12 protein-coding genes are annotated in these 12,455 nt (G+C 72.7%); 6 read left to right on the top strand and 6 right to left on the bottom strand.

Annotated features, from left to right (window positions below; translation table 11 throughout):
• Positions 1-16: 16 nt before the first annotated feature.
• A complete protein-coding gene (locus ACIG5F_RS47245; protein ID WP_396526924.1) occupies positions 17-211 on the top strand; it encodes a hypothetical protein in 195 nt (64 codons plus the stop codon).
• Between the two features lie 170 nt (positions 212-381).
• Positions 382-1,068 (top strand): DUF6319 family protein, encoded by a 687-nt coding sequence (locus ACIG5F_RS47240; RefSeq protein ID WP_396526923.1) that lies wholly within the window; start codon positions 382-384, stop codon positions 1,066-1,068.
• Positions 1,069-1,383: 315 nt separating this feature from the next.
• Here ACIG5F_RS47240 and ACIG5F_RS47235 read toward each other — a convergent pair whose 3' ends face one another.
• Positions 1,384-2,928 carry an alpha/beta fold hydrolase gene (locus tag ACIG5F_RS47235; protein ID WP_396526922.1) on the bottom strand — a complete coding sequence of 515 codons (1,545 nt, stop codon included), beginning with the start codon at positions 2,926-2,928 and terminating at the stop codon, positions 1,384-1,386.
• 100 nt (positions 2,929-3,028) lie between these two features.
• Between ACIG5F_RS47235 and ACIG5F_RS47230 the strand changes: the two genes are divergently transcribed.
• The gene (locus ACIG5F_RS47230; protein WP_396526921.1) at positions 3,029-3,937 is read left to right on the top strand and encodes an EamA family transporter; all 909 of its coding nucleotides are present in this window, start codon (positions 3,029-3,031) and stop codon (positions 3,935-3,937) included.
• Here the strand turns inward: ACIG5F_RS47230 and ACIG5F_RS47225 are convergent.
• Positions 3,934-5,382: a sensor histidine kinase gene (locus tag ACIG5F_RS47225; protein WP_396526920.1), complete on the bottom strand. Its 1,449-nt coding sequence runs from the start codon at positions 5,380-5,382 to the stop codon at positions 3,934-3,936. The two genes, ACIG5F_RS47230 and ACIG5F_RS47225, sit on opposite strands and share 4 nt — an antisense overlap.
• Before the next feature lie 2 nt (positions 5,383-5,384).
• On the bottom strand, positions 5,385-6,128 hold the full coding sequence (locus ACIG5F_RS47220) for a response regulator transcription factor (protein WP_396526919.1): 744 nt from the start codon (positions 6,126-6,128) through the stop codon (positions 5,385-5,387).
• 179 nt (positions 6,129-6,307) lie between these two features.
• Between ACIG5F_RS47220 and ACIG5F_RS47215 the strand changes: the two genes are divergently transcribed.
• Genes ACIG5F_RS47215 through ACIG5F_RS47205 form a run of 3 tightly spaced genes read left to right on the top strand, consistent with a single transcriptional unit; the run spans position 6,308 to position 8,106 of the window.
• Entirely contained in the window at positions 6,308-7,684 is a 1,377-nt protein-coding gene (locus tag ACIG5F_RS47215) for a ferric reductase-like transmembrane domain-containing protein (protein WP_396526918.1), read from the top strand.
• An 18-nt stretch (positions 7,685-7,702) separates the two neighbouring features.
• Positions 7,703-7,861 carry a hypothetical protein gene (locus ACIG5F_RS47210; protein WP_396526917.1) on the top strand — a complete coding sequence of 53 codons (159 nt, stop codon included), beginning with the start codon at positions 7,703-7,705 and terminating at the stop codon, positions 7,859-7,861.
• Positions 7,862-7,872: 11 nt separating this feature from the next.
• Positions 7,873-8,106 carry a hypothetical protein gene (locus tag ACIG5F_RS47205; RefSeq protein ID WP_396526916.1) on the top strand — a complete coding sequence of 78 codons (234 nt, stop codon included), beginning with the start codon at positions 7,873-7,875 and terminating at the stop codon, positions 8,104-8,106.
• Positions 8,107-8,118: 12 nt separating this feature from the next.
• Here ACIG5F_RS47205 and ACIG5F_RS47200 read toward each other — a convergent pair whose 3' ends face one another.
• Genes ACIG5F_RS47200 through ACIG5F_RS47190 form a run of 3 tightly spaced genes read right to left on the bottom strand, consistent with a single transcriptional unit; the run spans position 8,119 to position 12,120 of the window.
• Complete coding sequence (locus ACIG5F_RS47200) at positions 8,119-9,054, bottom strand: ABC transporter permease (RefSeq protein ID WP_396526915.1); 936 nt, start codon at positions 9,052-9,054, stop codon at positions 8,119-8,121.
• A gap of 1 nt (position 9,055) precedes the next feature.
• Entirely contained in the window at positions 9,056-11,815 is a 2,760-nt protein-coding gene (locus tag ACIG5F_RS47195) for an alpha/beta fold hydrolase (protein ID WP_396526914.1), read from the bottom strand.
• On the bottom strand, positions 11,812-12,120 hold the full coding sequence (locus ACIG5F_RS47190) for an antibiotic biosynthesis monooxygenase family protein (protein ID WP_396526913.1): 309 nt from the start codon (positions 12,118-12,120) through the stop codon (positions 11,812-11,814). Before ACIG5F_RS47190 ends, ACIG5F_RS47195 begins: the two co-directional genes overlap by 4 nt.
• Between the last annotated feature and the right edge of the window lie 335 nt (positions 12,121-12,455).

The raw sequence follows: 12,455 nt of genomic DNA, 5'->3' as shown, positions 1-12,455 counted from the left end.
GCGAGGAGGGCCGTCCGTGACGATTCCGTATGTGGCCCGCTTCGTCGGCGGCCCGCTCGACGGCCGCGAGGAGATCTGGAGCCGGCCGATCGACGAGGCCCGGCCGACGATCACCCACGTGCACCTGCACGACGGGCCGAAGATCGAGCACCACTACGACCTGCACCACTGCGACCAGTTCGGCTGGGAGTACCGGCTGCGCGAGTCCTGAGTGGGTCTTCGAACACGTGTGCTAACGTCTGCGTCGCCTTTCGGACGGAGCCGGTGAGGGGCGCCCGCCCCTACTGCTAGGTTGCCGGGCGGCAGCAACGCCGGGCCGCGTGGTCGTCACGGTGTGTGCCACCCCGGTGCCCAGCCCTGCACGCATCGAGGAGAATTGAGATGGCGCAACCAGGCTCGCTGTCCGACGAGGACGTCGAGCACCTTCGTGACGAGCTCGTCCGGGGCCGCGAGCCCACCGTGTGGTTCACCGCCGACGCGGTCGGGGTCGAGGCGGGCCGATCGGCCAGGGTGGTCGGGCTCAGCGATCCGGTCGAGGGCGACTTCATCCAGGTCCGACCGGCCGGCTCGCACGATGAGCTGTCCTTCTCGCCGAGCGAGCTGACGCTCGAACGGCCCGGACGCAAGCGTTCGCCAGCAGAGGTACCAGCGGTATCCCGTCCCTCCATGGAGCAGAGAATGTCGGAGATCGAGAACACCACCACCGAGACGCCCGAGGAGGTCGCCGCGGGCGACACCGCCGCCGTGGAGGAGGCGCCGGTCAAGAAGCCCCGCCCGGCGGCGAGCACCGCCAAGAAGACCCGCGTCGCCGACGTGGTCATCACCATCAGCGGCAGCATCGACGGGGATTGGACCGTGGACGTGGTCGCGGCCAAGAAGAAGGCCCTGCGGGCGCTGCCGGTGACGCCGGCCGTGGTCGGGCAGGCCGCCAAGGCGCTGCACCCCGAGGTCGCCGAGTCCATCGAGTCGATCCTCGACCAGGCCCGCGAGCAGCAGACCGCCAAGGTCGAGCAGCTGCGCGCCGAGCTGGAGGCGGCCCAGAAGGCGCTCGAGGAGCTGGCCGGCTGATTCGTCGGCCATAGCACAGGGTGGGGATTCCTTTCGGGGAGTCCCCACTCTTTTTTGGTCACGTATCGCTATCCGTGAATCGATCGCGCCGGGCGTTCGAGTGAGCCGGGGGTCGCTCGCGTAGCGGTGTTCCCGGGCCCGCGCACGGAAATACCGTCATCCATGCTGGTCCGTTCGATTACGGGGAGGTCCTCATGGACGACAAGACGCCTGAGCTGGGTGGCTGCAGCTGCTGCGGAAGCTGCACGGGCCCCGGCTGCGGATGCTGCTCCAGCTGTAGCTGACCTCTGGCTGGAGCTGACCCGAGGTCGTCGCTCACGGCGGGCAGGCGGTGCCGTCCGTCGGGATCTGGGCGTCGACCAGGAAGTGCTGCGCAGCGGCGGTGGCGCACGGGGACTGACCGAGGGCTCCGTGCCCGCCGCCCTCCCAGCTGACCAGCACGCCCGAGGCGAGCTGGTGCGCGGTGCGCTGCGTGCCGTCCTCCGGCGTGACCGGGTCGTCGGCCGTGCTCAGCACGAGGATCGGCGGCGCGTTGTGCCCGCTCGGGGTCGGCAGCTGTTGCGCCGGCACCGGCCATGAGGTGCACAGCAGCAGCTGCTGCGCGAACAGGCCGCCGAACAGCGGGGCCTTCTTCGACCAGTCCGACACCATGCCGCTGATCTGCTCCGGGGGCAGCCGCATCTGCACGTCGTTGCATCCGGTGATGAGCTGCGTGTCCAGCAACGGCGGGTCGTTGCCCACCACCGAGGACAGCGGCTGCACGAACGCGGCCAGCGCGTCGAAGTTGTTGCTCAGGGCCGCGGTGATCGCGTCGGCCAGCGCCGGCCACGCGGACCGGTCGGCCAACCCCATCAGCACCGCGTGCAGGGCCTCGCCGGCCGACAGCGGGCTGGTCCTGGGGTGTTGCCGCAGCTTGGCCAGCAGCGAGAGCAGCGCCTGCTTGGGGTCCGCGCCGAGCGAGCAGCCGCGGGTCCGGCACGACGCGGCGAACGCGTCGAACGTCGCCTCCGCGCCCATCGCCGCCGCCTGCGCCGCGGTCGGCGGGTCCAGGATCGGGTCGGGCGAGCCGTCCAGCACCAGCCGGCCGGTGTGGCTGCCGTACCGGTCGGCGTACAGGGTCAGCACCCGCGACCCCTCGCCGTGCCCGATGGCGTTGAGCCGCTCCACGCCCAGCGCGCCGCGCAGCTGGTCGAGGTCCTCGGCGGTGCGCCAGCTGTCCATCGCCTGTAGCCGGTCGTCCAGCTCCAGCACGCATTCCTGGCTGGCCCGCTTGGCCGCGGCCAGCAGGTCGTCGAGCTGGGTGTCGTTCGGGTCGTAGCCGACGATCTCGGCCCGCGCCGAGCTCGGCACGCACTGGGCCGGGTCGGACGCGCCGGTGCCCCGGCGGTCCATGCCGACCAGCGAGAACTTCTGGAGCAACTCGGCCGGCAGCTTCGCGGCCAGCTGCGCCGCGTACAGCGTGCCCGGCACGCCGGTGGCGTCGTTGACCACGACCAGCGGGATCGGACCGGTGCCGGCCTTGAGCAGAGCGATCGACACGTCGCCAACGCCGGGCTGGCCGGGGGAGTCCAGCGGGGTGGTGATCCGCCCGCACTGGAACGACAGCGAGGTGGCGGTCTCCGGCATCCGCTGCTTGGTCGACGAGGTGCAGTCCGACCAGGAGATCGACGAGCTCTGCGGGGTGTCCAGCGGCGGCAGCTGCCCGGCCGCGGCGGGGGCGTGGCCGCTGGTGGGCTGGGACCCGTCGTTGACCGCGATCACCGGGCGCACCGACGGGCCGACCGCGCAGGCGCTGACCGTCAGCAACACGACGGGGACCAGCACGCCGAGCGACCGGCCAGACTTGTGATGGCGCGGCAACAGCGGCTCCTCGCTCTCATGTCGGTCGGGCCCAGCCTCGCACGGGCCGGGTGAGGCTCCGGTGAGCGGGACTGTCGGTCCCCCCGCCTATTTTGTAGGCATGGTCATGGTCTATGTGGACGGAACCCCTGGTCGGCTGCCCGGCCGGCGGGGGTTGGGGGAGATCGCCGGCCGGCTGCTGGGTTCGGTGCCGCCCACCGGCCTGCTGCTCGGCGGCATCATCAGCGTCCAGTTCGGCGCGGCCCTGGCCAAAGGCCTGTTCCCGGTGGTCGGGGCGGCCGGCGCGGCCGGGGTGCGGCTGGCGTTCGCCGCCGTGGTGCTGCTGGTCGTGTGGCGGCCGAGCCTGCGGCTGAGCCGGCGGCAGTGGCTGGTCGTGCTCGGCTACGGCGCGGTCCTGGGCCTGATGAACCTCTCCTTCTACGAGGCGTTGCAGCGGTTACCCCTGGGCATCGCGGTGACCATCGAGTTCCTGGGGCCGCTGGCCATCGCCCTGGCCGGCTCCCGACGCTGGCTGGACGTGCTGTGGGCGCTGCTGGCCGCCGCCGGCGTGGCCCTGCTCGCCGACCTCGGCGGCGACGCCTCGCTGGTCGGCATCCTGTTCGCGCTGGGCGCGGCGGTCTGCTGGGCCAGCTACATCCTGCTCGGGGCCAAGCTGGGCGAGCACACCGCCGGCGGCTCGGGGCTGGCCGTCGGCATGGCCGTGGGCGCGCTGGTCATCGCCCCGTTCGGCGTGGCCGAGGCCGGCCCGGCCCTGGCCGATCCGGCCATTCTGCTCATCGGCCTGGGCGTGGCGCTGCTGTCCTCGGTGATCCCGTACTCGCTGGAGCTGGAGGCGCTGCGCAAGATCCCGCCGCGACTGTTCGGCGTGCTGATGAGCGTGGAGCCGGCCGTGGCCGCGCTGGCCGGCGTCCTTGTCCTCGGCGAGAGCCTGCACCCGGCCCAGTGGCTGGCGATCATGTGCGTGGTCACCGCCTCGGCCGGCGCCACCTACCTGGCCCGCAAGCGCTAGTCGGGCACTCCCGGGACCAGGACCGTGAACGTGGTCGAGCCCGGTGCGCTGGCCACGGTCAGCGAGCCGTCGTGGGCGCTGACGATCGCCGCCGCGATGGACAGGCCGAGCCCGGTGCCGGTGCCCTGCCGAGCGTCACGGTGACGGGGGCCGGCCCGGGTGAAGCGTTCGAACACGGTGTCCTGGATCTCGCGGGGGATCCCCGGGCCGTCGTCGCTGACGGTCAGTGCGCACACGGCGTCGGCGCGCGGTTCGAGACGCACCGTCACGGTGGTGCCCGGCGGGGTGTGCAGGTGGGCGTTGGCCAGCAGGTTGTTCACCACCTGCGCCAGTCGGGACCCGTCCCCGACCACGGTCACCGGCGACTCGGGCAGGTCCAGCACCCAGGTGTGCTCCGGGCCGGCCACCCGGGCGTCGTCGGTGCAGTCCAGCACCAGGCGGGTCAGGTCGACCGGCTCGTGGTCGAGCGGCCGGCCGGCGTCGAGGCGGGCCAGTAGCAGCAGGTCGTCGACGATGGCGGTCATCCGCGTCGACTCGGCGGCCACCCGCCGCAGCGCCCGCTCCACCTTCTCCGGCACTGGATCGGGGTGGCGCAGCGCCAGTTCGGCGTGGCCGCGGATGGAGGCGACCGGGGTGCGCAGCTCATGGCTGGCGTCGGCGGCGAAGGTCCGCAGCCGCTGTTCGCTGGCGTGCCGCTTGGCCAGGGCGTCCTGGACGTGGCCGAGCATGCTGGTGAGGGCGGCGGCCACCTGGCCGGCCTCGCTGCGCGGATCGCCCGCGCCGACCGGTCCCGGCAGCACGACCTCGCCGGTGTCCAGCCTGAGCGCGGTCACGTCCACCGCGGTCGACGTGACCTGGCGCAGTGGCCGCAGTGACCGCCGCACCCACGCCGCGCCGGCGGCGCCGGTGACCACCAGCGCCGCGCCGAAGACGATGAACGCGACCATGGTCACCTCGCCGACCGTGGCGTTCATCGGCTCCAGCGGCTGGCCGGCGACCAGGATGTCGTCCTGGTGGCCGGCGCAGGCGTAGACCCGGTAGTCGCCCAGGGCCGACAGACTGATCGTGTGGGCGTGGCCGTCGACGGTGAGACCGGCGAGCGCGGCGCGGTCGGCGGCGTCCAGGGCGACCCCGACGCTGCCCTGAACCCGGACGACGGCGGCGCTGGTGACCGCACCGCCCACCAGGTCCGCGCCGAAGGTGTCGATGCCCTGCCCACGGGTGTCGGCGGTGTGCTGCCCATCCGTGGCCGACCGTTGCAGGGAGTCGGGAAAACGGCAGCCGGACTCGGCCAGCTGCTGGTCGAGCTGCCCGGTCAGGAAGCCGCGCAGGGCAAGCACCGCCGTCAGCCCCACCGCGGCGCAGCTGAGCGCCAGCAGCACGACCAGGCCACAGGTGAGCTTGGCCCGCAGGGTTCTCGGCCGCAGCCGGGCCAGGCGGGACATGGCTACGCCGGCTTGAGCACGTAGCCCGCGCCCCGCACGGTGTGGATCATCGGCGGCCGGCCCGCGTCCACTTTCCGGCGCAGGTAGGAGATGTAGAGCTCGACGACGTGGGCGCGGCCGCCGTAGTCGTAGGACCAGACCCGGTCCAGGATCACGGCCTTGCTCAACACCTTGCGCGGGTTCTGCATCAGCAGCCGCAGCAGGTCGTACTCCGTGGGCGACAGCTCGATGACCTCACCGCCCCGGGTGACCTCGTGGGCGTCGTCATCCAGCGCCAGGTCCCCGACGGTGAGCAGGCTCGCGCTCGCGCGCCGGCTTTCCACCCCCGCGCGGCGCAGCAGCCCGTGCAGGCGCGCCGTGACCTCCTCCAGGCTGAACGGTTTGGTCACGTAGTCGTCGGCCCCGGCCCGAATTCCGGCGATCCGATCCTCGACGGCGTCCCGTGCCGTCAGGAACAGCACGCACACCAACGGCAGTTCGGCCCGGATCTCGCGCAGCGCGGTCAACCCGTCGGAATCCGGCAGCGTCACATCCAGGATCACCGCGTCCGGCCGGAACGCCCGGGCCGCGCGGATGGCGCTCGAACAGTCCGCCGCCGAGCGCACGTCGAATCCCTCGTAGGCGAAGACGCCGCAGAGCACCTCGGTGAGGTCCGGCTCGTCGTCGACCACGAGCAGCCGGACGGCGCCGCCGTCGGATCGGACCAACGGCGCGGCGGTGTCGGGAAGCTGAGGCTGTGCGGGCATCGATTCCCATGGATACCAGGGGTTTGCCGGTAGGTCCCCGAACGCACAGCAAACGCACAGAGCCGCCGGTGACCAGGCGGTTCCCGGTTTCGCCGCGGTCGGACTCAGAGCGAACTGAGAAGTTCCGCTGCGACAGTGGCGGCGACCAGCCCCCTCCCGGAAAGGCTCAGGACGCGCCCATGACAGCTGTCCAAGACCCGGTCGCCACCAGTCCGCCGACGCCGCGCCGAACGGCTCCCCGACCCGATGTCGCCACGGTCACGCTGGCCCTGTTGTGGGCGGGCGCAGTGGCCGTGCTCGCCCTGTGGTGGTTCCAGGCGCAGGGCGAGTCCGGCCTGAACGGCTGGCTCAACGGCGCCGCCACGATCGCCGGCATGCTCGCCGGCTATCTCTGCGCGGTGCTCGTCGCCCTGATGGCCCGGGTGCCGCTGCTGGAGAACCACGTCGGCAGCGACCGCGTCGCCCGCTGGCACGCGATGGTCGGCCGCTACACGGTGTTCCTCGTCATCGCCCACGTCGTGCTGTTCATCTGGGCCGATTCGGGCGGCGGCCGCGGCGGCGGCACCCTGTGGGACGACATCGTCGGCATGGTCACCCGGTCCCCGGACATGGTCTACGCCACCATCGGCACCGTGGCCATGCTCGTCGTCGGGTTCGTGTCGGTGCGCGCGCTGCGGCGGCGGATCCGTTACGAGACCTGGTACTACCTGCACCTGACCACGTACGCGGCGATATACCTGGCTTTCCTGCACCAGGTGTCGATGGGGCACACCGTGGGCGGCACCATCGGGGCCCGCACCGCCTGGTACTCGCTGTACCTGGGCGCGACGGTGCTGGTCCTGTGGTACCGCGTGTGGATTCCGGTGCGCACCAACCTGCGGCACCGCCTGCGGGTCGAGGCCGTCACCGTCGAAGCACCCGGTGTCTGGTCGGTTTTCCTTCGGGGCCAACACCTCGACGAGCTCGCGCCCCGGCCGGGCCAGTTCTTCCGGTGGCGTTTCCTCGCCCCGCACCTGCGCTGGGCGTCCAGCCCGTACTCGCTGTCCGGCGCGCCCGCGCCGAACATGCTCCGCATCACGGTCAAGGACGCCGGCACGCACAGCGCCGCGATCGCCACGCTGCGACCGGGAACCCGGGTGTGGGCCGAGGGCCCGTACGGCGCGATGACCGCGGATCGCCGGCGGCGCAACAAGGTTCTGTTGATCGCCGGCGGGATCGGCGTGACCCCGCTGCGCACGCTGTTCGAGACGCTGCCGGCGTCACCGGGCGACCTGACCCTGCTGTACCGGGCCCGTCGAACCGAGGATCTGGCGCTGTGGCGGGAACTCTCCGCCATCGCCGAGTCCAGGGGCGCGCGCCTGCTGTCCACAGTGGACTTCGAGGACGGCACTCTCGCGCCGCTCACCGCGGACGTGCTGCGGGCCACGGTGCCCGATCTCCAGCAGCACGACGTCTACCTGTGCGGACCGCCCGCGATGGCCGACGCCGCATGGGAAGCGTTGCGGGCGGCCGGTGTGCCGGGTCGGCACATCCATCAAGAGTCGTACACCTGGTAATCGGCTTGTGGAGCAGTGATGAGACTCAATTCGTTCCAGCGCATCGTGTTGACCACCACAGCGACCGTGGCGGTGTTCGCGCTGTTGCTGTTGTTCAAGCCGGCCGGGCCGGAGCGCGGCGGCGGGCCGCCGGACGGCGGATTCCCGGTGGGGGCGACGCAAACCGGCACGAGATGAGGAGCTTGGCCATGCAGACGGAAACCGACGGCAGCGTCCGGACCCGGCCCCGGTTCGCGACGTGGAGCCTGCCGCTGCGGCCCCGTCGCGGGCGGCTGCGGCCGCTGCTGTGCGCGCTGGCCGTGGTCGGCGTCCTGTTCGGCGTCACCGGCGGCGGCTATCTGTTGGCCGCCAACCAGTCCTCCGGCTTCGACCACGGCTCACGCCCGGCCGGCGCCGGTGGGTTCGGCGGCCACGGCCGCTGAACCCACCGGCGGTCAGGAGGTGATGTCCTTGCTCGCGAACCGCCGCGCGGCCAGCACCGCGAACACCGCGCCGTAGGCCAGCGAGGAGAACGAGCCGCGCACCATGTCGCCCCAGTCCACGTCCGAGCTGAGCAGGTCGGACCAGGCCGTCGCGTAGTGGGTGGGCAGGTAGTCGCGCAGGTCGCCGAGGGCGGTGATGGAGTCGAGGATCTGCGACACGATCGACACCAGCACCGCCCCGCCGACCGCGCCCAGCGGGGCGTCGGTGGACACCGACAGCAGCAGCGCCAGCCCGGCGATCCAGACCAGGTAGACGGCCAGGTAGGCCACGGCGATCGCCAGCCGGGCGATCCCGGAGCCGAAGGCCAGGGACTCGCCGGTGGTGCTGATCAGGTCCCCGTCGCCGTACCAGAGCAGGCCGACCACCAGCGCCACCGCCGGCAGCACGATCAGGCCCGACGCCGACAGGATCCCTGACACCACGGCCTTCTGCCGCAGCAGTCGGCCCCGCGGCACCGGCACCGCCAGCAGGTACTTCAGGCTGGACCAGGACGCCTCGCTGGCCACGGTGTCGCCGAAGAACAGGGCGATCACCACCACCAGCAGGAAGCTGGCCGAGGCGAACAGCGCGAAGATCGCGAAGTTCAGGCCGCTGGAGGTGGCCAGGTCCACGAAGGCCGAGGACGCCGACCGGGCGCCGCTCTGGCTGGGGGCCGCCTTGAACGCGATGAGCAGCAGGAACGGCAGCACCGCCAGGAAACCCAGCGCGAACTGGGTGCGCCGCCGCCGCAGCTGGCGGCGCAGCTCCACGCCCAGCCGCAGCGTGCGGCCGGCCCGGTAGCCGGCGACCGAGCCGTCCGCCTTGACCTGGGCGTGCTCGGTCTCGGCCACGGCGACCAGGTCGGCGATCGCCGCCGGATCGGTGTGCACCCCGTGCTCGTCGGCCATGTCAGCTCCCTCCGCTGCTGTCGCCGGTCTCCACCAGCCGCAGGAACACGTCCTCCAGCCGCCGCCGCGGCCCGGCCTGCTCGACCGCGATGCCGGCCTTGACCAACGCGGTCACCGCGGCGGCCCGGTCGGTGGCCCCCAGGTCGGCGTGCACCAGCTGGCCGTCCGAGGTGACCCCGGTGGCGCCGTTGAGCTCGCGCAGCACCCGCGCGGCGTCGGTGACCCGGTCGACCCGGAAGGTCGCCTCGCCCCCGCCGGCCACGATCTCGTGCACGGTGCCGGCCGCGACCAGCCGGCCCTTGTGCATCACCACGACGTGGCTGCACGACTGCTCGACCTCGGACAGCAGGTGGCTGGAGACCACCACGGTCCGCCCGGTCGCCGCGTACCGCCGCAGCACGTCGCGCATCTGGTGGATCTGCGGCGGGTCGAGCCCGTTGGTCGGCTCGTCGAGCACCAGCAGGTCGGGCAGGCCGAGCATGGCCTGGGCGATGGCCAGCCGCTGCCGCATGCCCTGGCTGTAGGTCCGCACCCGGCGGCGCACCGCGTCGCCGAGGCCGGCGATCTCCAGCGCCTGCTCCAGGTGGGCCTCCTCCGGCGGCCGCCCGGTCGCCGCCCAGTACAGCTCCAGGTTGGCCGCGCCGGACAGGTGCGGCAGGAAGCCCGCGCCCTCCACGAACGATCCGATCCGGGACAGCGCCGGCGCGCCGGCCCGCACCTTGTGCCCGAACACCCGGATCTCGCCGGCCGTGGGCCGGACCAGGCCCATCAGCATGCGCAGGGTGGTGGTCTTGCCCGCGCCGTTGGGGCCGAGCAGGCCGAGGACCTGCCCGTGCTCCACCCGGAACGACAGCTCCTTCACGGCGGTCAGCCGGCCCGGGTACGACTTGGTCAGGCCGGTGATCACCAGCGGCACGTCGGCCAGCTCCGGATCGGCGTCGTCGCCGCCGCGACGGCGCAGCGCGGCGACGATCGCCGCCAGCGCCGCCAGGCCCAGGATGATCGCGATGCCGATCACCGGGCCGGCCGGGATGCCGGCGCTGGAGGCGGTGACGCCGTTGACCACCGGCACTTCCAGGCCCATCGGCCCGGCCAGCGCGACCGTCCGCACCGACGGCGCGATCGCGTTCGCGTACGCCTGGTCGGTCGTGGTGACGACCAGCTGCAACCGGTGCCCGGCGGCCACCGGCCGCACGACGCCGGCCAGGCTGACGTTCACGTCCACCGCCGAGCCGTCGGCCGGCAGCTGCACGCGAAGCGGCGCGACCGCCGCCCCGGGCAGCGTCCGCCGGCCGTCCGGGCCGACGTCGTAGAGCTTGGCGAACAGCACGGTGTCACCGCCGGCGCCACCCGCGCCGCCGATGCGCAGCGTGGTGAAGGTGGTGCCGGCGATGGTCAGCGACGAGGCCAGCGGCTCGCTGGTGAACACCGCCGACTGCCCGGGCAGGTCCACGGCCAGGCTGCCGGCCAGGCTCGACGCCGTCGACGAGCCGCCCAGCAGCGCCGTGCCCACCCCCGGCAGGCTGCTGATGGACGCCGGACTGCCGCCCGCCGGCGTCACCACCTGCTGCTGGGGCCCGGACAGGGCCACCTTCTGCCGGGTCGTCGCGTTGTCGTGCAGACCCGGGTAGCCCGGGGCGGCGACCGTGCGCAGCGTGGGCGCGCCTCGGGCCCGAACGGTGCCCTGCACGTCGTAGGAGAAGCCGGTGCCGGGATTGGGGGACTCGCCGCCCATCAGGTAGTACGTGAACCAGTCGGCGACCTCGGAGCGCACGGCGTCGCCCGGCGGGCCGCCGTCGTGGCCGCCCGGGTACCAGGACACCTTCACCGGCACGTTGTTCTTGGCCAGCTGCCGGGCCGTGGCGTCGGCCTGGTCCAGCCCGAACAGGGTGTCCTGCTCGCCCTGCACCAGCAGGGTCGGGGCGCTGATGTCGCCGGCCACGCTGACCGGCGAGTTGCGGCGCAGCAGGTCCACGGTGGCCTGGTCGGCCCGCCCGGTGGTGGCGACGCGCGTGTAGGCGTCGCAGACCTCCGGCGTGAACCGCCCGCACGCGTTGGCCGGCCCCAGCCGGGGGCCGCTCAGCGCCGAGCCGAACAGGTTGCCGGCCCAGACCTTCTTGAACACGCCGTCCGCGCCGGCGACGCCCGCGGCCGGCGTCGCGGCGCCGATCGGGACCGTGCTGGCGGCGTTGGGCAGCAGGGCGGCCGACAGGTCGTTGTAGGTGATCAGCGACGCGACCGCGTCGATCTTCTTGGACTTGTCCAGGCCGGCGGCCATCAGGGCCAGCGCGCCGCCGTAGGAGCCGCCGGTGATGCCGACCCTGGGGTCGTCGGCCTTGTCCTGCTGGACCTCGGGCTGCCGGGACAGCCACGACACCAGCTGGTCGGCGTCCTCGACCTCGTAGTCGGGCGAGTTCAGGGCGATCTGGCCGGTGCTGCGGCCGAAGCCGCGGGCCGAGTAGGCCAGCACCGCGAAGCCGCGGCGGGCCAGGTCGGTCGCGTCGTCGACCAGGTCGGCCTTGGTCTGGCCGAAGCCGGGGGACACGATCACCGCCGGCGCGGGCGTGGCCTCCGGCAGGTAGAAGGTGGCGTCCAGCTGGATCGGCTGGGTGGCGCCGTCCGGGCCGTCGACCACGTCGATCAGCACGTCCCGGGACGTGACGGTCGGGGTCGGGGCCGGCCGGTTGACCCACACGACGCCGGCGACGACGAGCAGCAGCAGGGCCACCAGCCCGACCGCGGGCCATTTGCGGCTGGTCAAGAGTCTCCTCGGGCGTCCAGCACCTCGCTGACGTGCTCCACCATCGGCGGGTCGTCGAAGTACTCGCTCACCGCGTCGCGCCAGTTCACGAGATGCTCGGAGTAGTAGAACTGCTGGGTGTGGGCCTCGAGCGAGTCCCACTCGGTGATCACCAGGTACCGGCAGGGATCCTCGACGCTGCGGGTCAGCTTGGCCGACCGGCAGCCCGGGCTGGCCAGGATGTGCGCGATCGCGCCGCGCGAGGCGGCGACGAAGGCCGCGCCGCAGCCCGCCCGAACGTGGATCTCCGCGATCGTGAGGATCACGGGGTGAATCGTTGCATGCCGATGGCGGATCGTGGTCACGGGTTGTGTCGAACCCCGGCGAGTCCCGCTCAGCGGCACACCGAACGTACGAAACGGATTCACACATTTGCCCTGACGCTGGGCGGGACGGCCGGGGCTGGTGGCGGGCTGTGATGTTGGGCCCCCGGCTGGCCTCGGCGGGTGGTCATCAGGGACAATGAGTGACGTTGGAGGGGAGTATTCCCTCGCGGCGGCGTCGTCAGCACGGTGTTCAACGACGAGCACCCGGTTCCGCCGGTCAGCACCGTTCGCGGTGGTGACGGAAGAGACCTCCGGTCGGTGGCGCACGCCCGGAG

It is taken from the genome of Kutzneria sp. NPDC052558, from assembly GCF_044547355.1.
Classification (GTDB): domain Bacteria; phylum Actinomycetota; class Actinomycetes; order Mycobacteriales; family Pseudonocardiaceae; genus Kutzneria.
The sequence above is the reverse complement of the archived record's forward strand: the minus strand, read 5'-3'. Positions and strand labels throughout refer to the sequence as shown.

Coding starts and splice junctions, on each gene's coding strand:
- ACIG5F_RS47240 (WP_396526923.1), top strand. CDS start 382: ATGGCGCAACCAGGCTCGCTGTCCGACGAGGACGTCGAGCACCTTCGT.
- ACIG5F_RS47230 (WP_396526921.1), top strand. CDS start 3,029: ATGGTCATGGTCTATGTGGACGGAACCCCTGGTCGGCTGCCCGGCCGG.
- ACIG5F_RS47225 (WP_396526920.1), bottom strand. CDS start 5,382: ATGTCCCGCCTGGCCCGGCTGCGGCCGAGAACCCTGCGGGCCAAGCTC.
- ACIG5F_RS47220 (WP_396526919.1), bottom strand. CDS start 6,128: ATGCCCGCACAGCCTCAGCTTCCCGACACCGCCGCGCCGTTGGTCCGA.
- ACIG5F_RS47215 (WP_396526918.1), top strand. CDS start 6,308: ATGACAGCTGTCCAAGACCCGGTCGCCACCAGTCCGCCGACGCCGCGC.
- ACIG5F_RS47210 (WP_396526917.1), top strand. CDS start 7,703: ATGAGACTCAATTCGTTCCAGCGCATCGTGTTGACCACCACAGCGACC.
- ACIG5F_RS47205 (WP_396526916.1), top strand. CDS start 7,873: ATGCAGACGGAAACCGACGGCAGCGTCCGGACCCGGCCCCGGTTCGCG.
- ACIG5F_RS47200 (WP_396526915.1), bottom strand. CDS start 9,054: ATGGCCGACGAGCACGGGGTGCACACCGATCCGGCGGCGATCGCCGAC.